The following is a 19,036-nucleotide window of genomic DNA, read 5'->3' on the forward strand; positions in this document are numbered from 1 at the left end:
CGCAGCATGACCGTACGTGCCCGCCGCTCCGAGCTGGCCACCCCGGCCAGCAACGAGTGGATGTTCGCCAAGGCTGCCGGATCGGGCGCTGACCTGGTGTTCCTGGACCTCGAGGACGCCTGCGCGCCGGCCGAGCGGGAAGCCGCGCGGGGCAAGGCGGCGGCCGCGCTGCGCGACCTGGACTGGGGTCGCACCACCCGCGCGATCCGGATGAACGGCGTGGACACCCGGTGGGCGTACGGCGACGTGATCGAGGTGGTCACCGCCGCCCGCGAGGCGCTGGACGTGATCATCGTGCCGAAGGTGCGCTCGGCCCGGGACGTGTGGTGGGTGGACGTGCTGCTCACCCAGGTCGAGCAGACCCTCGGGCTGACCAAGAAGATCGCGCTCGAGGTGCTCATCGAGGAGACCGAGGGGCTGGAGAACGTCGGCGAGATCGCCAGGGCCAGCCCCCGGCTGGAGGCGGTCATCTTCGGTGCCGGCGACTTCTCCGCGTCCCAGGGAGCCCGGGTGGACACCAACTTCGACCCGATCGTCGACTACCCCGGCGACATGTGGCACTACGCCAGGGCCCGGATCGTGGTCGCCGCCCGGTCCGCCGGCGTCGACGCCATCGACGCGCCGTTCCCCAACTACCGGGCCCCGGACGCCTACCGCGTCGCCGCCCAGAACGCCGGCGCGATGGGTTACGTGGGCAAGTGGGCCATCCACCCCAGCCAGGTCGAGATCGCCAATGAGGTCTTCGCGCCCACCGAGGACGAGATCGAGCACGCCCGCAAGGTCGTCGCCGCCTACCGCGAGGCCGAGGCCGCCGGCAGGGGCGCCAGCGGGCTCGACGGGATGCTCGTCGACGCCGCCCATCTACGCCATGCAGACAACATCACCCGCAAGGCCGAGCTGCTCGGCCGATAGGAAGGACCCGTCATGGCCAACCGCCAGATGAGCCTGGTCGGCTTCATGCAGGCCGGCAACGTCACCGTGTACTCCGGATCGTGGCGCTACCCGTCCGCCGAGCTGGGGTTCCTCGACCTGGAGTACTACCAGAAGATCGCCCGGACCCTCGAGGAAGGCACCTTCGACCTGGTCTTCTTCGACGACCGGCTGGCGATGCCCGGGGTGTACGGCAACTCGGTCGCCGACGCGGTGCGCTACGGCGCGCGGCCGATCAAGCTGGACCTGACGGCGGTGCTCGGCGGCATCATCGGTGCGACCAGTCGGATCGGCATCGGCGCCACCTACTCCACGACCTACTACGACCCGTTCCACGTGGCCCGGACGTTCGCCACCCTGGACCACCTGTCCAAGGGGCGGGCCGCGTGGAACGTGGTGACCTCGGTGAACGACTCGGAGGCGCAGAACTTCGGGCTCGAGCAGCACCTGGGCCACGACGAGCGCTACGACCGGGCCGAGGAGTTCCTGGGGGCGGTCATCGAGCTGTGGGACTCCTGGGAGGACGACGCGCTGGTGATGGACCGGGCCAGCGGAATCTTCGCCGACCCGGAGAAGGTGCACGAGATCAACCACGACGGCAAGTGGTTCAAGGTGCGCGGGCCGCTCACCGTGCCGCGCACCCCGCAGGGGCACCCGGTGCTGCTGCAGGCCGGCTCGTCGGGGCGGGGCCGGGAGTTCGCCGCCGCGCGCGCCGACCTGATCTTCACCGGCGATCCGGGGCTCGAGGTGGCCAAGCAGCACTACCGTGACCAGAAGGAGCGGATCGCCGCGGCCGGCCGGGACCCGGAGCAGGTCAAGATCCTCCCGATGGCCTACGCGGTGGTCGGCGAGACCCAGTCGATCGCCGAGGAGAAGGAACGGCTGTTCCTGGACGCCTACGTGCATCCGATCGCGTCGCTGGCGCTGCTGTCCGAGGTGCTCAACTACGACTTCGGCAAGCACGACCTCGATGACAAGGTCTCCGACGAGATGATCGCCGCCAGCTCCGGGATCCGCGGCCTGTTCGAGGGCGTGCGCCGCCACCTCGGGCGGGACGACGTCACCGTGCGCGACCTGGCCGCGCACCGGGCGACGCTGCTGCAGGGACCGCGGTTCGTCGGCACCGCCGAACAGGTCGCCGACCAGATGCAGGAGTGGTTCGAAGGCGGCGCGTGCGACGGGTTCGTGCTGGCCGCCACGCACCTGCCGGGCGCCTTTGAGGAGTTCGTCCGGATGGTCGTGCCGATCCTGCGCGCCCGGGGCGTATTCCGTAGCGAGTACACCGGCAGCACGCTGCGCGACCACCTCGGCCTGGCCCGGCCGGGGAATCCAGCTCGGGTACAGGCGGCTCCGGCAGAGCAGGGTCAGGCACAGCCGGCTCTGGCGCAGACCGCTTCCGCGTAGGCCGTTCCGCAGAAACCGATCCTCAGTGCGGAGGCCCGGCCCCGGGCGATGCTTCCCGGAGCCGGGACACCGTCCGGCCCGGCTAGTTGACCTTCGTCCAGGGTTGGCAGCCGCTGGTGTGGAACGCGCCGTCGGTCGGCTTGATCGTCACTGTCGTCGGGCCCTGGGTGATGTCGCTGGCGATGATCGAGCTGAGTTCGCCGGAGGTGTCGCTGTTGCGGGTCCAGTAGCAGTTCGGGATCACCCTCTGGGCCGGTCCGGTCGTTCGGTAGCTGCCCGGTTGGATGTCGGTGCCGACCACGTAGGTGCCGTCGCCGGCGATCTGCCCGGGCACCGGGGTGGGTGCCGACACCTCCGGCGTGGCGAGCCGCGGCTGACTGGTGGAGCTGAGCGCGCCGAGGTCCTTGCCCAGTTTCTCGGCCGCCTGGAAGGTGATCGTCATGCCCCAGATGCCGAGCACCAGCGCGAGCGCACTGAGCACCGTGCCGGTGATCGACATACCTCGGTTGGTGGCCACGCCCCTGCTGGCCCGGGCGATGCCGAGGAACCCGAACACGATCCCGATCGAGCCGCAGATCAGCGCGATGAACCCGGTGAGCGGCACCAGCCCGAACACGACGCCGACGATGGCGAGCACCAGCGCGGTGATGCCGAACCCGTTGCGTGCCCCCGGCCCTGGCGACTGGCGCTGGGCGGGGATGACCCCGTCCGGGATCGGCGGGTAGCCGACCGGCGGGTAGTTGACCTGGGGCGGATAGGCGGGCGGCGGATAGGTGGGGTGCTGCTGCTGGGGATCGGGATGGGTCATGGCGGTTCCCGAGGGTGAGAAATGCGCTGGACTACGAGGTCACTGTGGCTATCGGGACAGCCGTGACTTGTGTTACTTGTCACATCCGATGAGGCCGGCGTTGTCGACTGCGCACCGATGCTCAGTGGTTGCCGGTGTGCGAACCCACGATGTCCGCCGCGCCCGCGCGGCGCTGGATGGCGGCGTTCAGAGCGGGGAACAGTGAGCCGAGGCGTGCGCCGAGCCGGAGCTCGGGTGGCGCGACCACGATCTCGCCCCTGTCCTTGACGATCGCCTTGACCACCGCGGCCGCGACCTGTTCGGGGGAGGCGGTGCGGGTGCCTCGGGGGATTTCCATCCCGCTGTTGGCGAACATGCCGGCGTCGCGCACGAAGCCGGGCTCGACGATGGAGGCGCTGACCCCGGTGCCGTGCAGGTCCTGGCGCAGGGCGTCGGTGAAGCCGCGCAGACCGAACTTGGTCGCGTTGTAGAGCGTGGTTCCCGGGGATGCGACGATCCCGGAGAGCGACCCGATGAAGACCAGGTGGCCGCTGCGGCGGGCGGTCATCTGGGGCAGCAGCGCGCGGGCGAGCATGATCGGCGCCCGCAGGTTGACGTCCAGGTTCGCGTCCACGCGCTCGACGGGCATGTCGGGCAGCAGGCCGACGCCCGGCAGGGCCGCGTTCGCGACGAGGAGATCGATCGGGCCGGCCTCGGCGAGCAGGGCGTCCAACGATGCCGGGTCGGCGAGGTCGGCGACGATGCCGCGGGCACCGAGCTCGTCAGTGAGGGGCGCCAGAACGTCGGCGTTGCGCCCGGTGAGGATCAGCTGGGCGCCCTCGGCGTGCAGTCGCCGAGCGATCGCATGTCCGATCCCGCCGGTGGCGCCGGTCAGCAGGACTGTCGCTCCGTCGATCTTCATGCGCTCGGGTCCGGGTGTCATGATGGGCTCCTGCCAGCACGCGCGTGGGCCAGACCGAACCGGATGGCGGTGGCGATCTCCAGTGTGGCCTCCGCACAGGCTCGGCCCGCTCCGATCGCGGCACTGAATGGGTGAATGAGGCCGGTGTTCACCCGCAGCACGGTCTGGACCCCGGCGTCGCGTAGGCGTTGGGCGTAGGCGATGCCCTCGTCACGCAACGGGTCGAACCCGGCTACCGCGACGTAGGCGGTCGGCAGCCCGGACAGGTCCTCGGCGAGCAGGGGCGAGACCCTGGGGTCCAGGGCTTGTGGGCTGGTGCCCGCGATGTTGCCGAGGAAGGCGCCTCGGGGTTGACGCACGAGAACTGTCGGCGGTCGAATATATGTTCGACCCATGAAGTCGATGGTGGAGCCCTGGCGGATGGACCTGAGGACTGCTCGGCGGCCGAAGGGGTCGCGGCCGGCCACGAGGCCGCCGCCGCGCCCGAGCAGCTCGCCCCCGGCGGCGCGGCCGGGCGGCCGCCGGGTTCGCCGACCGTCCGGGAGTGCGCTACCGAGCGGCCGCTCGGCAGTGAGTCGAGAGGCGCCGTGGCCGCCACTGTGACCGCGGATTGCCGCGAACGCCCCTCGTCTCACTCACCGGGTCAGCCGCCGAAGTGCTTGACCAGTCCCTCGATACCGGCGGCGTAGACCCCGTTGGAGTAGGTGTTCATGAGCTCCTCCTCGTGTTCGGCATCCGAGTCGAACCAGGCCCACCACTCGACGAAGGTCTGGCCGGTGGTGGTGAGCGGGGCAACTCGGATGGTCGACTTGTAGCTGCGCACCGGGAACGGGCCGGAGTCGGTGAACGCGTAGGTGTACGACCGGTCGTCGTCGTCCATGGTCAGGAGTTTCTCGGCAACCTGGCCCATCTCGCCCAGGGTCAGCCGGCGTACCGCGCCGACCTCCTGGCCGGAGCCGCCGCCCTCGATCTCGCTGGCGGTGATCGCGGGGAGCCAGTCGGGCAGTCCGTTGAACTGTTTGACCAGCTGCCAGACCTGGTCGGCGGACGCGGGCACGATGCCGCTGGCGTAGGGCTTGGGCAATTTACTTCCTTCCGGACGGGTTGATCCTCAGTGACGGAGGTTCTTGAAGGCGCGGGTCTGCTCGGTCAGGGCCCGCTCGGTAGGCAGTCGCTCCATGCTGCTGGCGCCGTAGAAGCCGTGGCAGTGCTTCGCCTTGGCCAGCACCTCGGCGGCGTCCTCCGGCTCGGCGATCGGGCCGCCGTGACAGAGCACGAGCACGTCGTCGCGCTCGGCCAGCGCGGCCGCCGACCACTCGTCGATGAGCGCCACGCAGTCGTCCAGCGACTTCGCGGTGTCGGCGCCGATGGCGCCGCCGGTGGTCAGCCCCATGTGGCAGACGATCAGGTCGGCGCCGGCCCTGGTCATGGCGCGCGCGTCGTCGGCGGAGAACACGTAGGGCGTGGTGAGCAGGTCGGCCTTGCGCGCGGCCTCGATCAGTTCGATCTCGAGGCCGAAGCCCATGCCGGTCTCCTCCAGGTTCGCCCGGAAGACCCCGTCGATCAGGCCGACAGTGGGGAAGTTCTGGATGCCGGCGAAGCCCAGCTCGCGCAGCTCGCGCAGGAACCGGTCGCGCAGCAGGAACGGGTCGGTGCCGTTCACGCCGGCCAGCACCGGGGTGTGCTTCACCACCGGCAGCACCTCGGCGGCCATCTCGACCACGATGTCGTTGGCGTTGCCGTAGGCGAGCAGCCCGGCCAGCGAGCCCCGCCCGGCCATCCGGTAGCGCCCGGAGTTGTAGATCACGATGAGGTCGATGCCGCCGGCTTCCTCGCACTTGGCGGACAGCCCGGTGCCGGCCCCACCGCCCACGATCGGCTCACCCCGGCGGGCCATCTCGGTGAAGCGCTCGACCAGTTCGGTACGGCTGGGGGCGGTGCTCATCTGGTGACCTCCTCGAATGCGGCGACCAGTGCGTTCGAGAACTTCGGATCGTTGATGTTGTGCGGCAACCGGACCAGCCGGCGGTCGGCGGTCTGCACCACCAGACGCTCCAGCGTGGCGAACAGCACCTGGTCGGCGCCGGCATCGTGGAACGGCTGGCCGGGCGCATCCAGCAGCGACACCCCACCTTCGGGCAGTAGGAACCGCACCGGTCCGTCGCATGCGTTGAGCTTGCCGGCGAGGAACTCGCCGATCCGCTGGTTTTCCTCCCGGTTGGTGCGCATCAGCGTGATCTGGGGGTTGTGGTGGTAGAACAGCCGACCGGCGTACCGCGCGGGCACGGTGTCCGGGGCGCCGAAGTTGACCATGTCGAGGGCGCCGCAGGACCCGACGTAGGGCACCCCGGTGCGGGCGATCGCGTCCAGCCGCTGCTCGCCGGCGCTGAACACGCCGCCGCCGATCAGGTCACACACCTCGGTGGTGGTGATGTCCAGAACCGCGGTGATCTGGCCGTCGTCGACCAGTTTCTCCATGGCCCGGCCCCCGGTGCCGACGGCGTGGAAGACCAGCGGGTCGTACCGGTCGACCAGCTGCTCCGCCACGGCGGTGACGCACGGGGTGGTGACGCCGAACATGGTCAGCGCCACAGCGGGTTTGTCGGCGGCCGCCGGTACCCGGTGGGCGAGCATGCCGGCCAGCGCGTGCGCGCCGTTGCCGAGTACCTGGCGGGAGATCCGGTTCAGCCCGGCGACGTCGGTGACCGAGTGCAGCATGGCGATGTCGCTGGCGCCGACGTACCCGGAGACGTCCCCGCCGGCCACCGTGCTGACCACCAGCTTGGGCAGCCCGACCGGCAGTGCGCGCAACGCCGGTGAGATCAGCGCGGTGCCGCCGGAGCCGCCCAGTCCGAGCACTCCGCCCACGTCGTCCCGACCGGTCAGGAACCGCTCGAAGGCGATCGCCATGGCAGCCACCGCGGTGCCCCGGTCGCCGGTGAAAACCGCGTCCGCGCCGGCGGGGTGATGGCTGGCGACCTCCCGCGCGGAGACGGCGGCGTCGGCCACGGCCGCGTCGGCCACGGCGGCGTGGGCGGTGGTCGGGTCGGCGGCGGCGTCACCCGCGGGGTCAGTGGCGGGGTCAGTGGCGGCGCTCTCGGCGCCTTCGGGGTGGGTGGACAGGTCGACGGTGCGCACCTCGATGCCGGTGGCCCTGATCAGGTCGGCGACATAGCGGAGCTCCGCGCCCTTGGTGTCGAACGTGCCGACGACGTAGGCGGCGCCGCGGTCGGTGCTGCCGGAGTCGGCCATGCCCACCTCCTCGGGGGTCAGGTCACAGTCTTACCGGATCACCGCCGGTTCGGCAGGGGGAGCCCCGGCCCGGGCCGGGTGGATTCGGTGCGCGGCCGCGCTGTTGCGTATTCCTACGCAGAGCAAGCGGTACGCGCGTACCGGGAGTCCTGGAGGTCCCGCCGCGTCGGCGCGCGACACCTGGCAAGCTGGCGGCATGGCCTCTCTGCCCGCCGCCCGCTCGCTCACCCTGGGGGGCCAGGCGTTACCGCTGATCAGCCCTGCCCGCGTCTACCTGTGCGGGATCACCCCCTACGACGTGACGCATCTCGGTCACGCGGCCACCTTCGTCTGGGCCGACGTGGCGACCTCGATCATGCGACTGGCCGGCGTCGAGGTCGTGGTGTGCCGCAACGTCACCGACATCGACGACGTGCTGACTCTCGCCGCCGCCGTGCGGGACAGCCCGTACGACGAGTTCGCGGTCACCCAGGAGTACCTGTTCGAGCAGGACATGGCGGCGCTGCGGGTCCGTCGCCCCACCTACGCCCCGAGGGCGCGGCGCTACGTGGATCGGGTGATCCAGCTGGCGGCCGCGCTGATCGAGTCCGGGCACGGCTACCACCGCGACGGTCAGGTCTACTTCCGCGGTTACCCGGCGATCCCGGGTGGCGCGCCGGCGTTGGCCGACGAGCACGGCGAGCTGACCGGCGGCCCGTCCCGTGGCGAGCCGTACGACGTGGCGGTATGGCGCAGTTCGGGACTGGGGGATCCGGCGTGGCCGAGCCCGTGGGGTCCGGGGCGGCCGGGCTGGCACGCGGAGTGCGCGGCGATCGCGGTGAGCGTGCTCGGCGCCTCGGTCGACCTGGTCGCCGGCGGCGCCGATCTGGCGTTCCCGCACCACGCGTACCAGGCCGCACTGGTCGAGGCGGCGACCGGCGTGCGACCGTTCGCCCGGGCCCGGCTCTCCGTGGGCACGGTCCGGATCGGCGGCGAGAAGATGGCCAAGTCGACCGGGAACCTCGTGCTCGTCGGTGACCTGCTCCGGGACCACTCGCCGGCCGCGATCCGGCTGCTGTTGCTGGACCGGAACTGGCACGACGCCTGGGACTTCCGGCCGGAGGACCTGGTGACCTCGGCCGGGCGGCTCGAGCGGCTCTACTCGGCGGCCGGTCGACCGTCCGGGACGAAGGGCGCGGCGGACGCGGTCACCGCCTCGCTGCTGCGCGAACTCGACGTGCCGACCGCGCTGGACATCGCCGAGGAGGCCGGCGGCGAGGCCGCCCGCCAACTGGTCCACACACTCGCCCTGACCTAACCCGGCCCGGGCGGCCCGGCGCGGGCGGCGGCAGCTCACACAGCTCGCGCGGCTCGACACAGCGGCCTGGGCGGCTGTGTCAGCGTCAGACGTGCTGTGTGAGCGCGGTTCAGGCGAGGGCCAGGGCCGGGATGCGGTCTACGTTGGACTCCACCCAGCGGCGCAGCTCGCCGAGCGGGATGCAGGCGTCGCGGCCGAGCGGGGTGAGCGAGTACTCGACGTGCAGCGGCACCGCGGGGTAGACGACGCGGTCCACCAGGGCGAGCTCCTCGAGCCGGCGCAGCGTCTGGGTCAGCATCTTCGGGCTGATCCCCTCCAGTTTGGCGCGCAGCGCGCCGAACCGGCGCGGACCGTCCTCCAGCGCACCGAGCGCGAGCGCGCTCCACTTGTTCGCCAGCAGGTCGAGCAGCTCGCGGCAGGGGCAGGCGGCGGTGTAGGCATCGCGGGGGCCACAGGTTCCGGTCGCGGGTTCAGCCATGGTGAGCAGGTTACTATCTTTTCAATACTAGGAGACCTTGCTGGTAACTAGGGCCCTAGAGATACCGTCGATGTCATGACCGACAACATGCGCGCGATCGGGTACCGCAAGAGCCTGCCGATCACCGACCCGGACAGCCTGGTGGATGCCGAACTGCCCATACCGACGCCCGGTCCGCACGACCTGCTGGTGCGTGTCGAGGCGGTCTCGGTGAACCCGGTGGACACCAAGGTGCGGACCGGCGGGGACCCGGGCGGCGAGCTCAAGGTGCTCGGCTACGACGCCGCCGGCGTGGTCACCGCGGTGGGCCCTGAAGTGACCCGGTTCGCGGTGGGCGACGAGGTGTACTACGCCGGCTCGATCGGGCGGCCGGGCACCAACTCGCGGTTCCACCTCGTCGACGAGCGGATCACCGGACACAAGCCGAGCACCCTGGACTTCGCCGAGGCCGCCGCGCTGCCGCTCACCACGATCACCGCCTGGGAGGCGCTGTTCGACCGGTTCCGGCTCGACAAGGACAGCACCGGGACGCTGTTGGTGATGGGTGCCGCCGGCGGGGTGGGCTCGATGATCATCCAGCTGGCCCGCGCACTGACCGGGGTGACCGTGATCGGCACCGCGTCGCGGCCGGAGTCCCAGAAGTGGGTGACCGAGCTCGGTGCGCACCACGTGGTCGACCACCACGGCGACCTGGTGGCGGCGGTCCGGGCGGTGGCCCCGGCTGGCGTCGACTACATCTTCAGCCCGTTCTCGGCCGGCAACGTGGACAACTTCGTGGAGCTGCTGCGGCCGGGCGGGGAGATCACCGCGATCGACGAGCCGGAGGGGCTGGACCTGCTGCCCCTCAAGTCCAAGAGCCTCACCTGGCACTGGGAACTGATGTTCACCCGGCCGCTGTTCGCGCCGGAGGACCCGGCCCAGTACGAGCTGCTGGAGGCCGCCGCCCGGCTGGTGGACGACGGCGTGCTGCGCACCACGGTCGCCGAGCGCCTCGAGCCGATCAACGCCAGCACGCTGCGCCGGGCGCACGAGCTTGTCGAGGCCGGCGCGATGACCGGCAAGGTGGTCATCGGCGGCGGTTTCGCCGACTGAGCCGCGCTGATCCTGCACCGGGTCATCGGCGGCGGCTTCGCCGACTGAGCCCGCGGATCCCGACGATCGGTCCGTGACGCGACTGTCCGTGGCGATCCGCCCACCCGCCGACGTGATCGCGGTGCGCCCGGGCCCGGCCACCGGGATGCACCGGGCCCGGTGAGGGCCTGCTCCGGACAGGTCAGTCCAGCACGGTGCCCTTGGTCTCCGGCGCCCAGGCGATCGACACCAGCAGGCCAACCACCAGCACGAGGGTGAGTGCCGACATGGTCGGCCCGAAGCCGATCGAGTCGAGGCTGATCGGCAGCAGGAAGGTGCCGATCGCCGACCCGACCCTGCTCAGCCCGTTCAGCAACCCGACGCCCGAGCTGCGCAGCTCGGTGGGGAACAGCTCGGGCGGGTAGACCTGGTCCAGGTTGACCGCCGCTGACATGGTGAACGTGAACACCAGGAACAGCGGGAAGAGCAGCCAGGTCGGCGCGCTCGGCCAGATCGCCATCGGCGCCATGGACACGGCGAGGACCGCGAACGAGCCGATGGTCAGGCCGCGCCGGGACATCTTGGCCACCAGCCACAGCCCGCCGAGACTGCCGAGCAGCAGGGAAGACGTTCAGCCAACCGTCGCTGCGCACGCTCTCCTCGCCCAGCCCCATTTTCACCAGCACCAGCGGCAGGAATGTGTAGATGGCGAAGTACGGGATGACCTGCGCGTTGTAGAACAGCGCTCAGGTGGAACCTGTTGAGCGGGACATCGTCGTAGGAGGTCGCGCCGGCCCGTCCGGTTGCCGGCACGTCGCTAGGCGGGGTGTCGGTCACAGCTCTCCTAGCCTCGGGCGGACGCGGACCTCTGGAACGCGGCGTGCACTAGAAAGCGCGTGCACTAGAACGTTGCGAGCACTAGAACGTTAAGAGCACGTCGACGAGGTGTTCCGCCTGGGCGACCTCGTCACTGAGCGGGTGGTCGGCCTCGACCAGCGGGAGTTGCTGGACCGCGCGCTGGAACGCCTCCGCGACCGGTGCGTCCGGCAGCTCGGCCCCGGACAGCCGCAGCGCGCGGACCGCGCCGAGTACCTCACAGGCCAGCACCGTGCGGTAGGCGTTGACCGCGGCCGCGGTGCTGCGTGCCGCCTGCGTGGAGAAGCTGGCATGGTCTTCCAGACCCCGCGAGATCACCGCGGTGCCGAGGGTGACCGGTGAGGCGGCGTGCCGCAGCTCGCCGAGCGCATCGTGCGCCACGTACTCCAGGATCATGATCCCGGAGCTGCTGGCCGACCCGGCCGAGAGGAACGGGGTGAGGCCGGTCAGCTCGGGCTCCACCAGGTCGCTCAGCCGCGCGGCGGACAGCTCGGCGACGTGGTGCAGCGCGACCCGCAGGTGGTCCAGGGTGAGCGCGAGGTAGGCGGTGGAGAACTGGCCGTGGTGGTAGGCCTCCTGGCTGTCCACGTCGATCAGCGGGTTCTCCGCCGCGGCGTTGATATCGATGGTCAGCACCCGTTCCAGCGAGTCGACCGCGTCCAGCGCCGGCCCCTGGACCTGCGGGAACGCCCGCAACCCGAACGGGTCCTGCAGCCGGCGCCCCGGGCCGGGCGGCTCCTCGCCGATCAGCAGCCTGCGCATCTCGGCCGCGCAGCGCACCGAACCCGGGTGCGGCCGGGCGGCGTGCACCTGCTCGGAGAACGCCTCCGGAGACCCGCCCAGCGCGCAGTAGGACAGCGCGGCCACCACCTGGCTGGCGTGCAGCAGCCGGTGCAGGTCGTGCCAGGTGAGCACCGCCTCGGCCAGCGTCGCGGCGTTGCTGGAGATGAACGCGAGCGCGTCGCCCGGGCTGACCGCCACCGGGTCCAGCCAGCCCGCCATCCAGGGCCGCTCGCCCGCCATGGTCAGCGCGACCTCGGCCAGCGCGGTGAGGTCGCCGGTGCCGATCGCGCCCCGCGAGTGCACCAGCGGGATGGCGCCGACCCGCAGCGCGGTCTCCAGCGCGTAGAGCAGCCTCGGGTGCACCCCGCTGCCCGCCGCGGCGAGCTGGTTGAGCCGGATCGCGAGCGTCGCGCGCACGCTGTCCTCCGGCAGTGCCGCCCCGGTGCCGCCGGCGTGGCTGCGCAGCAGCTGCAGGCCGTGCTGGTCGGCGGAGTTCGGGTCGACGACGGTGTGCCGGTTGGCGCCGACGCCGGTGGTCCTGCCGTAGACAGCCCGCTTGGCGCCGATCTCCACGGCGAGCTGGTAGGCCCGCTCGGCCCGCGCCACGGCGTGCTCGTCGAGCTCGATCGAGGCGCTGCGGCGGGCGATCCGCACCACGTCGGCGCAGCGCAGGCCGCTGCCCTCGATCCGAATGCGGCTGCTGTCTGGCATGACTCCCCGGTTGCTGGTGGGTTGGGCGCTACTGTGCGGGCGACGGAGCGGGACGGAGGTCGGCGTGGCTATCGACGATGCCGACTTCGCTACCTTGTACCGGGCCCGCAACCAGGATGCCGAGCCGGCGTACCAACGGGTGAAAAATGTGATCACCGAGCAGGTCAGCGCCGGGTTCTGGGCGGAGGGCGAGCTGCTGCCGTCGGAGAACCAGCTGGTCCAGGCGCTCGGCCTGTCCCGGATGACGATCAACCGGGCGTTCCGGGAGCTGGTCGCCGAGGGGCAGGTGGCCCGGCTGATGGGCGTGGGCACCTTCGTAGCCCGGCGCAAGGGCAGCTCGCCGCTGGTCGAGGTGCGCAACATCGCTGACGAGGTGCGCGCCCGGGGCCGGCACTACTGGGCCGAGGTGGTGCTGCTGCGCGCCGAGCCGGCCGAGCAGGCGGTGGCCGGCGAGCTGGAGCTGCCGGCGGGGGAGAAGGTCTTCCACTCGCTGGTGGTGCACTTCGAGGACGAGCTGGCGATCCAGCTGGAGGACCGGTTCGTGCGCCCGGACCGGGCCCCGGACTACCTCGCGCAGGACTTCACCCAGAACACGCCCAACACCTACCTGTCGCACGCGGCGCCGCTGCAGCGCGGTGAGCACATCGTGGAGGCCGGGCTGGGCAGCGCCGAGGAGTGCCGGCTGCTCGGCATCGGCGGCGGCGACCCGTGCCTGCTCATCCGCCGCCGCACCTGGTCGGCGAACCGTCCGGTCAGTGTGGCGCGGCTGGTGCTGCCCGGGTCCCGATACCGCCTCGAGGGGTCGTTCGAGCAGCACTGAGGCGGTGAGCATTACGTGTATATACAGGGTGGCGTGTCCGGCCGTCGAGAGGTACGCGGGATCCCGTCCTCGGCCAACCTGAGGGTCCCGCACGCTAGCCGATCTCGACCGGTTCGGCGTCCTCGGCGGTTTTGGGTCGGCCGTTGCGGAGGACGAACGCGAGAAGCACGCCGGCCAGGGTGCAGATTCCGGCGATGAGGAACACGTTGCTGTAGGCCTGCGCCTGGACCTCGATCTGGAGCTGCTGCCAAAGCGGGATGAGCCCGCTGGGCCCCCGTTTCTCCATGGTCAGGATGCGCGGGTCGGTGTCGGGCCCGCCGCCGGCCAGCAGCGCGGAGCGGTCGGCCATCAGCTGGGCCTGTTGGGCGGTGGCCAGGGACGTCAGCGCGGCAAGGCCGAGCGCCGCGGTGACCCGCTGGGTAAGGGTGTTGAACGCGCTGCCAGCGCTGACGATGCTCGGCGGGAGCGCGGAGATACCCCCGGTCATGATCGGCATCATGGCCAGGCCGATGCCGGCGGCACCCGGTAGCCGGTCCAGCCCCAGTCCTGGCCCTCGGACACGGCCAGCAGCAGCGCGAACAGCCCGGCCGCGATGCACACGAACCCGGGTAGGTCGAACCGCCTGCCCCGCTTGCCGGGAAAGTTGGGCAGTACCGCGATCGCCGTGACCGTGCCGACGATCCCGACCGGGACGTTGATGTAGAAGATCAGTCGCCAGTCCACGTACTCGACCAGGTACCCGCCCAGGGTGGGCCCGACGCCGGGCGCGACCACGATGCCGAACCCGTACAGGCCCATGGCGGTACCCAGCTTCTCCGGCGGCACCATCCGGTACAGGATCGTCACGCAGGTCACCGGGATCACCCCGCCCGGTATCGCCTGCAGGATCCGGAAGGCGATCATGCTGTCGAGTCCCCCGGCCATCCCGCAGAGGGCGGAGAACGCGGAGAACGCGGTCAGTGCGATCAGGTACAGCCGTCTCAGGCCCAGTCGCTCGCCCAGCCATGCGCTGGTCGGCACGACGACCCCCAGGCACTGTGTGTAGGCCGTGGTCGGTAACTATGCGCCGTGCTAATTAGCAATGCTAACCTGGCTGCTTTTGGGTGCTCGGTCGAATCATCGCGCCGTTTCTCATCGCGCACACATATTCCGCGCGGATAGTGGGAATTGCTGAGGTCGGGGTCGAGGAAGAAGGTGGACATGGCCAGTTACAGCGGGCCAGCCACGATCGTCTCCCCAGGTGGCGAGATCGAGGTGACCGTGGACTTGCACTCGAAGCCCGATCCTGACGGCGGCCTGACCTGGGGTGGGTTGGTCGACCGCGGCACGCGGGGCGAGGTGGGCGCGGCCGTGAACGGGATGAGCGCGTACGGCCTGGTCCTCCGATTCCCGGACGGCCGCGAGGGCAACTTCGTGCCCAGTCCGCGCACCACCTGGTCGCTCTTCAGCGTCGGCGTCAGCGGATTCATGCGCGTGTGAGGCGCTGTCAGGTCGCGCCCCGAGCGGGCCGATCAGCTGGTGGCCGCCGGCTGGCGCGCGCGTAGCTCCTTGCGCAGGATCTTGCCGGCGGCCGACTTGGGGATCCGGTCGACGAACTCCACCAGACGGACCTTCTTGTGCGGCGCCACCCGGCCGGCCACGAAGGTCAGCACCGAGTCGGCGTCCAGCCCGGGGTGGCTGTCGCGGCGGACCACGAACGCCTTGGGTACCTCACCGCAGTCGGGGTCGGGCACGCCGATGACCGCCGCGTCGGCCACCGCCTCGTGGCTGAGCAGCAGGGCCTCCAGCTCGGCCGGCGCGACCTGGTGCCCCTTGTACTTGATCAGTTCCTTGAGCCGGTCGACCACCCGGAACACCCCGCCGGGGTCGACGGTGACGAGGTCGCCGGTGTGCAGGAAGCCGTCCTCGTCGACGGTGGCGGCGGTGGCGGCCGGGTTGTTCAGGTAGCCGCGCATGACGTTCGGCCCCCGGCACCACAGCTCGCCGTGCTCGCCCGGGGCGACGTCGAGCCCGGTTCCCGGGTCGACGACGCGGGCCTGCACGCTGGGCATCAACACCCCGATGGTGCCGAGGTCGATGTCCGGCCGGTCGACCGGGATGCCGTGGGTGCCGGGGCTGGACTCGGTGAGCCCGTAGCCCTGCAGCACGGTGGCACCGAGGCGGTCGGCGACCGCGCGGCCAAGGTCGGCGTCCAGCGGTGCGGCCGCCGAGACGATGACGCGCAGGCTGCTCAGGTCGTAGTCGTCCACCAGCGGACTCTTGGCCAGCGCCAGTGCGATGGGCGGAGCGATGTAGAGGTGGTCGATCCGGTGTTCGGCGATCGCGGCGAGGAAGCCGGTCAGCTCGAAGCGCGGCATGGTGACGACCAGCGCGCGCCGGTGCAGGCCCTGGTTCATGATCCCGGTGAGCCCGTAGATGTGGAACAGCGGCAGCACCGCCAGCAGCCGCGAGCCGCCGTCGATGCGCCCGAGCGGCGCGAGCTGCAGCAGGTTGGCCACCAGGTTGCGGTGGGTCAGCATGACGCCCTTGGTCAGGCCCGTGGTGCCCGAGGAGTACGGCAGCGCGGCGAGGTCCTCCGGGAGGATCGTGAGGTCGGGGACCGGCGTGGCAGTGGCGACGAACTCCTCGAAACCGGTCTCGGGGACCGTGGCGGCGGCGTCCTGCGGCGCCGCTCCCAGTACCACGATCTCGCGGACCGACACGCCGGCCTCGGCCACCGCGACCCGGGCCCGCGCCAGCCCCTCCGGTCCGGTGAACAGGATCGTCGCGCCGGCGTCGCGCAGCTGGTGGGCCAGCTCCGCCGGGGTGTAGAGCGCGTTCACCGGGGACACCGTGGCGCCGGCCGCGAGCACGCCGTGGAAGACCACCGGGTAGTCCGGGCTGTTCGGGGCGAACAGCCCGGCCACGTCGCCCCGGCCCAGCCCGCGAGCGGCGAGCGCGCCGGCCACCCGGTGCACCGCGTCGGTGAGCTGGCCGAACGTGTAACCCTGCCCGGTGGCGGCGTCGATCACCGCGGGGCGCCGCGCGTCCGCCGGGTCGAGTGAGTCGAACAGGAACCCGGCCAGGCTGGCCGGCGGGACCACGACGTCCGGGTAGGGGCTGCGGATGATCATCGTGTGGCCGCCGGCTGGGGCGCCTTCGGTTCTTGCGGTCTTTTCGGTTCTTTCGGTTCTTTCGGAAGCCCGAGCAGCAGTTCGCCGACGATGCCGCGCTGCACCTGCGACGATCCGGCGTAGATCGTGCCGGCGCGCGAGTTCAGGTACACGCTGGTCCAGGACGCCGAGGAGTTGGGCGCACCGGGATCGTCGGTCTGGTACCAGTTCGGCGACGGCCGCCCGGACGGGGCGAGCGCGTCCAGGCCCAGCACATCCAGCGCGAGCTCGGTGGAGACCCGGTGGTACTCGCTCCACAGCAGCTTGAACGAGGCCGCCTCCGCTCCCGGCTCCTGTCCGGCGATCAGCTTGGCGGCGGTGCGGGCGCCGTGCGCGCGCAGCTGTTCGACCTGCACGTGGCACCAGGCGACCCGGCGGCGGATGTCCGGGTCGGCGGCCAGGTCGTGCTCCCTGACCAGCTCGATCAGTCGGTTCAGCTCATTGCGGAACCGGATCGGGGCGTGCAGCGCGGTCTCACCGCGCTCGAAGCCGAGCAGCGTCATGGCCACCGACCAGCCGCCGTCCAGCTCGCCGACGACCAGCCCGCGCTCGGTCGTCGCGTCGTCGAAGAACACCTCGTTGAAATCGGCGTCGCCGGTGAGGTTGCGGATCGGTCGGACGTCGACGCCCGGTTGGTCCAGCGGAACCAGCAGCATGCTGATGCCCCGGTGTGGCGCGGCGGTGGGGTTGGTCCTGGCCAGCACGAACATCCAGTTCGCGCGGTGCGCCCCGGAGGACCAGAGCTTCTGGCCGTTGAGTACCCAGCGGTCGCCGTCCGGCTCGGCGCGCAGCGCCAGGGCCGCCAGGTCGGAACCCGCGCCCGGCTCGGAGAAGCCCTGGGCGAACACGTACTCGCCGGAGACGATCTTCGGCAGGAAGCGCTGGCACAGCTCGGGGGAAGCCGTCCGCAGCATGGTGTTGCCCAGCATGCTGATGCCGAACGCATCGTTGTCCGAGCCGAACGGAACGCCCGCCCCGGTCAGCTCCTCGGCCAGCACCACCAGCTCGCGCGCGCCCAGCCCGGCGCCGCCGTACTCGGCCGGCCAGGCCGGGGCGACCCAGCCGCGCCCGGCCAGCGCGGCCCGGGCCGTGGCAAGGAACTCGGCGTGCTCGCGGTCTTCCAGCGCCCCGATGCCCTGCCAACCGGGTGGCACCAGCCCGGCGATGAACTCGCGTACCGCCGCCCGGAACTCGTCCACTCGGCTACCTCCTCATATGCCTCTGAACACAACAGTTGCGTAGATAGACCCACTAGTCAATGCTTTGAGGCGGACTTGTCGACGGCGAGGAGCACGAGATGGTGGACGGCTGGACCGGGCTCACCGAGGAGCACCGCGAGCTGAGCAGGACCGCTGCCCGGCTGCTCGCCGACGCGGCCCGCAAGGACCCCCTGCCGCCGGACTGGGATGCGCTGCCGCTCGGGCTGAATCGGTCGCTGTGGGCGGCCCTGGGCGAGCTCGGGCTGCTCGGCCTCGCCGTGCCGGAGGCGCTGGGTGGCGGCGGCGCCGGCGTGCTCGAGCAGTGTCTGCTGGCCGAGCAGGTGGGTGCGGCGGTACCGGCGGTGCCGTTCGCCGTGACCGCTGCGGTGACCGCTGTATTGACCGCTGTGTTGACCCGGAGTGCCGGTGCGGGGGCGGCGTTGAGCGGTGCGGCGTTGAGCGGTGCGGCGTTGAGCGGTGCGGCGGCCGACGTGCTGCGGGACGTGACCGCGGGGTCGGCCGTTGCGACGACGGCGTGGCAGACCTGGCCGGCATCGGTGGTGCCCTGGCGGCGTCCCGGAGTGTTGTCCTCGGACGGCTCGGTGGTCAGCGGGACCCTCGGCGCGGTGCCGTTCGGGATGGACGCCGACTGGCTGCTGGCGTTCGACGCCGGCGGTGCACCGTTGCTGGTCGACCTGGCCGGGCCGGGGGTGCGGCGTGAGTCGGTCGACTCGCTGGACGTCACGGAGCCGGTCGCCTCGGTGCGGCTGACCGACGCGCCGGCCACCGTGCTGCCGCTGCCCGAGCTGCCGGTCGCGGAGATCCTCACCGTGTTCGCGGCGGAGCTGGTCGGTACCGGGCAACGGGCGCTGGACGGCGCGGTCTCCTACGCCAAGGAGCGGCGCCAGTTCGGCCGCGCCATCGGGTCGTTCCAGGCGATCAAACACATGCTGGCGGACCGGTACGTGCAGCTGGACGCGGCCCGCCTGCTGGTGCGGACCGCCGCCGCCGATGCCGGGGCGCCGGCCGGACCGGAGTCGGAACTGGCCGCCCGGACCGCATTGGCCGCCGCCAGCGACGCGGCCGACGCCGCCACCGGCGACGCGCTGCAGACGCATGGCGGCATCGGGTTCACCTGGGAGCACCCGTCGCACGTGCTGCTCAAGCGCGCCAGAGCCCGCCGCGCGCTGCTCGGCTCCCAGGCACGCCAGCTCGCCGCCATCGCCGACCACGTGCTCTGACCCCCAAGGCCAAACTCCGCGGCCGGCACAGACCAGGTGCCGGCCGCACAGGGCGTACAAGCTCTGTACGGCCGCACCAGATGTGTGCGCCACCGAGCAACCTGGCCACCGCG

General features: G+C 71.4%; 20 protein-coding genes. 7 read left to right on the top strand and 13 right to left on the bottom strand.

The window, feature by feature from the left end; all coding sequences use genetic code 11:
• The first annotated feature begins 6 nt into the window (after window positions 1-6).
• Together ACTXG6_RS14955 and ACTXG6_RS14960 are read left to right on the top strand one after the other, a co-directional pair.
• On the top strand, window positions 7-912 hold the full coding sequence (locus tag ACTXG6_RS14955; protein WP_445188403.1) for an HpcH/HpaI aldolase/citrate lyase family protein: 906 nt from the start codon (window positions 7-9) through the stop codon (window positions 910-912).
• Between the two features lie 12 nt (window positions 913-924).
• On the top strand, window positions 925-2,334 hold the full coding sequence (locus ACTXG6_RS14960; RefSeq protein ID WP_445188404.1) for an LLM class flavin-dependent oxidoreductase: 1,410 nt from the start codon (window positions 925-927) through the stop codon (window positions 2,332-2,334).
• 82 nt (window positions 2,335-2,416) lie between these two features.
• Here ACTXG6_RS14960 and ACTXG6_RS14965 read toward each other — a convergent pair whose 3' ends face one another.
• The 6 genes from ACTXG6_RS14965 to ACTXG6_RS14990 all read right to left on the bottom strand — a co-directional run bounded on the left by ACTXG6_RS14965 (window position 2,417) and on the right by ACTXG6_RS14990 (window position 7,295).
• Window positions 2,417-3,142 carry a DUF4190 domain-containing protein gene (locus ACTXG6_RS14965; RefSeq protein ID WP_445188405.1) on the bottom strand — a complete coding sequence of 242 codons (726 nt, stop codon included), beginning with the start codon at window positions 3,140-3,142 and terminating at the stop codon, window positions 2,417-2,419.
• Between the two features lie 121 nt (window positions 3,143-3,263).
• Window positions 3,264-4,064, bottom strand: coding sequence for an SDR family NAD(P)-dependent oxidoreductase (locus tag ACTXG6_RS14970; protein WP_445188406.1), 801 nt, complete (start codon window positions 4,062-4,064; stop codon window positions 3,264-3,266).
• Entirely contained in the window at window positions 4,061-4,402 is a 342-nt protein-coding gene (locus ACTXG6_RS14975) for an alpha/beta hydrolase fold domain-containing protein (protein WP_445188407.1), read from the bottom strand. The genes ACTXG6_RS14970 and ACTXG6_RS14975 overlap by 4 nt, the downstream gene beginning before the upstream one ends.
• A gap of 284 nt (window positions 4,403-4,686) precedes the next feature.
• Window positions 4,687-5,127, bottom strand: a complete 441-nt coding sequence (locus ACTXG6_RS14980) for an SRPBCC family protein (protein ID WP_445188408.1) — start codon at window positions 5,125-5,127, stop codon at window positions 4,687-4,689.
• 27 nt (window positions 5,128-5,154) lie between these two features.
• Entirely contained in the window at window positions 5,155-5,988 is an 834-nt protein-coding gene (locus ACTXG6_RS14985; RefSeq protein ID WP_445188409.1) for a phosphoenolpyruvate hydrolase family protein, read from the bottom strand.
• Window positions 5,985-7,295 (bottom strand): Tm-1-like ATP-binding domain-containing protein, encoded by a 1,311-nt coding sequence (locus ACTXG6_RS14990; RefSeq protein WP_445188410.1) that lies wholly within the window; start codon window positions 7,293-7,295, stop codon window positions 5,985-5,987. The genes ACTXG6_RS14985 and ACTXG6_RS14990 overlap by 4 nt, the downstream gene beginning before the upstream one ends.
• 196 nt (window positions 7,296-7,491) lie before the next feature.
• Here ACTXG6_RS14990 and ACTXG6_RS14995 point away from each other — a divergent pair, with 196 nt between their 5' ends.
• On the top strand, window positions 7,492-8,592 hold the full coding sequence (locus ACTXG6_RS14995) for a cysteine--tRNA ligase (RefSeq protein ID WP_445188411.1): 1,101 nt from the start codon (window positions 7,492-7,494) through the stop codon (window positions 8,590-8,592).
• 109 nt (window positions 8,593-8,701) lie between these two features.
• Here ACTXG6_RS14995 and ACTXG6_RS15000 read toward each other — a convergent pair whose 3' ends face one another.
• Window positions 8,702-9,070, bottom strand: a complete 369-nt coding sequence (locus tag ACTXG6_RS15000; protein WP_445188412.1) for a winged helix-turn-helix transcriptional regulator — start codon at window positions 9,068-9,070, stop codon at window positions 8,702-8,704.
• Between the two features lie 75 nt (window positions 9,071-9,145).
• Between ACTXG6_RS15000 and ACTXG6_RS15005 the strand changes: the two genes are divergently transcribed.
• Window positions 9,146-10,162, top strand: a complete 1,017-nt coding sequence (locus ACTXG6_RS15005) for a zinc-binding alcohol dehydrogenase family protein (RefSeq protein ID WP_445188413.1) — start codon at window positions 9,146-9,148, stop codon at window positions 10,160-10,162.
• Window positions 10,163-10,343: 181 nt separating this feature from the next.
• Here the strand turns inward: ACTXG6_RS15005 and ACTXG6_RS15010 are convergent, their stop codons facing one another.
• Both ACTXG6_RS15010 and ACTXG6_RS15015 read right to left on the bottom strand, forming a co-directional pair.
• A complete protein-coding gene (locus tag ACTXG6_RS15010) occupies window positions 10,344-10,721 on the bottom strand; it encodes an MFS transporter (RefSeq protein WP_445190010.1) in 378 nt (125 codons plus the stop codon).
• Window positions 10,722-11,059: 338 nt separating this feature from the next.
• Window positions 11,060-12,511, bottom strand: a complete 1,452-nt coding sequence (locus tag ACTXG6_RS15015; protein WP_445188414.1) for an aromatic amino acid ammonia-lyase — start codon at window positions 12,509-12,511, stop codon at window positions 11,060-11,062.
• A 64-nt stretch (window positions 12,512-12,575) separates the two neighbouring features.
• On the opposite strand from ACTXG6_RS15015, the gene hutC reads away from it, so the two are divergent.
• Window positions 12,576-13,331 (top strand): histidine utilization repressor, encoded by a 756-nt coding sequence (gene hutC, locus ACTXG6_RS15020; protein ID WP_445188415.1) that lies wholly within the window; start codon window positions 12,576-12,578, stop codon window positions 13,329-13,331.
• A 94-nt stretch (window positions 13,332-13,425) separates the two neighbouring features.
• Here the strand turns inward: hutC and ACTXG6_RS15025 are convergent, their stop codons facing one another.
• Both ACTXG6_RS15025 and ACTXG6_RS15030 read right to left on the bottom strand, forming a co-directional pair.
• Complete coding sequence (locus tag ACTXG6_RS15025) at window positions 13,426-13,818, bottom strand: hypothetical protein (protein WP_445188416.1); 393 nt, start codon at window positions 13,816-13,818, stop codon at window positions 13,426-13,428.
• Window positions 13,819-13,826: 8 nt separating this feature from the next.
• Window positions 13,827-14,351: an MFS transporter gene (locus ACTXG6_RS15030; RefSeq protein ID WP_445188417.1), complete on the bottom strand. Its 525-nt coding sequence runs from the start codon at window positions 14,349-14,351 to the stop codon at window positions 13,827-13,829.
• Window positions 14,352-14,531: 180 nt separating this feature from the next.
• Between ACTXG6_RS15030 and ACTXG6_RS15035 the strand changes: the two genes are divergently transcribed.
• A complete protein-coding gene (locus ACTXG6_RS15035) occupies window positions 14,532-14,810 on the top strand; it encodes a DUF4873 domain-containing protein (RefSeq protein ID WP_445188418.1) in 279 nt (92 codons plus the stop codon).
• 32 nt (window positions 14,811-14,842) lie between these two features.
• Here the strand turns inward: ACTXG6_RS15035 and ACTXG6_RS15040 are convergent, their stop codons facing one another.
• On the bottom strand, window positions 14,843-16,444 hold the full coding sequence (locus ACTXG6_RS15040; protein ID WP_445188419.1) for an AMP-binding protein: 1,602 nt from the start codon (window positions 16,442-16,444) through the stop codon (window positions 14,843-14,845).
• On the bottom strand, window positions 16,441-17,682 hold the full coding sequence (locus tag ACTXG6_RS15045; RefSeq protein WP_445188420.1) for an acyl-CoA dehydrogenase family protein: 1,242 nt from the start codon (window positions 17,680-17,682) through the stop codon (window positions 16,441-16,443). Before ACTXG6_RS15045 ends, ACTXG6_RS15040 begins: the two co-directional genes overlap by 4 nt.
• A gap of 98 nt (window positions 17,683-17,780) precedes the next feature.
• On the opposite strand from ACTXG6_RS15045, the gene ACTXG6_RS15050 reads away from it, so the two are divergent.
• Window positions 17,781-18,923, top strand: a complete 1,143-nt coding sequence (locus tag ACTXG6_RS15050) for an acyl-CoA dehydrogenase family protein (RefSeq protein WP_445188421.1) — start codon at window positions 17,781-17,783, stop codon at window positions 18,921-18,923.
• Window positions 18,924-19,036 lie beyond the last annotated feature (113 nt).

The organism is Pseudonocardia sp. Cha107L01, from assembly GCF_052566575.1.

Coding starts and splice junctions, on each gene's coding strand:
- ACTXG6_RS14960 (WP_445188404.1), top strand. CDS start 925: ATGGCCAACCGCCAGATGAGCCTGGTCGGCTTCATGCAGGCCGGCAAC.
- ACTXG6_RS15010 (WP_445190010.1), bottom strand. CDS start 10,721: ATGTCCCGGCGCGGCCTGACCATCGGCTCGTTCGCGGTCCTCGCCGTG.
- ACTXG6_RS15005 (WP_445188413.1), top strand. CDS start 9,146: ATGACCGACAACATGCGCGCGATCGGGTACCGCAAGAGCCTGCCGATC.
- ACTXG6_RS14985 (WP_445188409.1), bottom strand. CDS start 5,988: ATGAGCACCGCCCCCAGCCGTACCGAACTGGTCGAGCGCTTCACCGAG.
- ACTXG6_RS14965 (WP_445188405.1), bottom strand. CDS start 3,142: ATGACCCATCCCGATCCCCAGCAGCAGCACCCCACCTATCCGCCGCCC.
- ACTXG6_RS15050 (WP_445188421.1), top strand. CDS start 17,781: ATGGTGGACGGCTGGACCGGGCTCACCGAGGAGCACCGCGAGCTGAGC.
- ACTXG6_RS15035 (WP_445188418.1), top strand. CDS start 14,532: ATGGCCAGTTACAGCGGGCCAGCCACGATCGTCTCCCCAGGTGGCGAG.
- ACTXG6_RS15025 (WP_445188416.1), bottom strand. CDS start 13,818: ATGACCGGGGGTATCTCCGCGCTCCCGCCGAGCATCGTCAGCGCTGGC.
- ACTXG6_RS14970 (WP_445188406.1), bottom strand. CDS start 4,064: ATGACACCCGGACCCGAGCGCATGAAGATCGACGGAGCGACAGTCCTG.
- ACTXG6_RS15000 (WP_445188412.1), bottom strand. CDS start 9,070: ATGGCTGAACCCGCGACCGGAACCTGTGGCCCCCGCGATGCCTACACC.
- ACTXG6_RS14995 (WP_445188411.1), top strand. CDS start 7,492: ATGGCCTCTCTGCCCGCCGCCCGCTCGCTCACCCTGGGGGGCCAGGCG.
- ACTXG6_RS15040 (WP_445188419.1), bottom strand. CDS start 16,444: ATGATCATCCGCAGCCCCTACCCGGACGTCGTGGTCCCGCCGGCCAGC.
- ACTXG6_RS15015 (WP_445188414.1), bottom strand. CDS start 12,511: ATGCCAGACAGCAGCCGCATTCGGATCGAGGGCAGCGGCCTGCGCTGC.
- ACTXG6_RS14955 (WP_445188403.1), top strand. CDS start 7: ATGACCGTACGTGCCCGCCGCTCCGAGCTGGCCACCCCGGCCAGCAAC.
- ACTXG6_RS14990 (WP_445188410.1), bottom strand. CDS start 7,295: ATGGCCGACTCCGGCAGCACCGACCGCGGCGCCGCCTACGTCGTCGGC.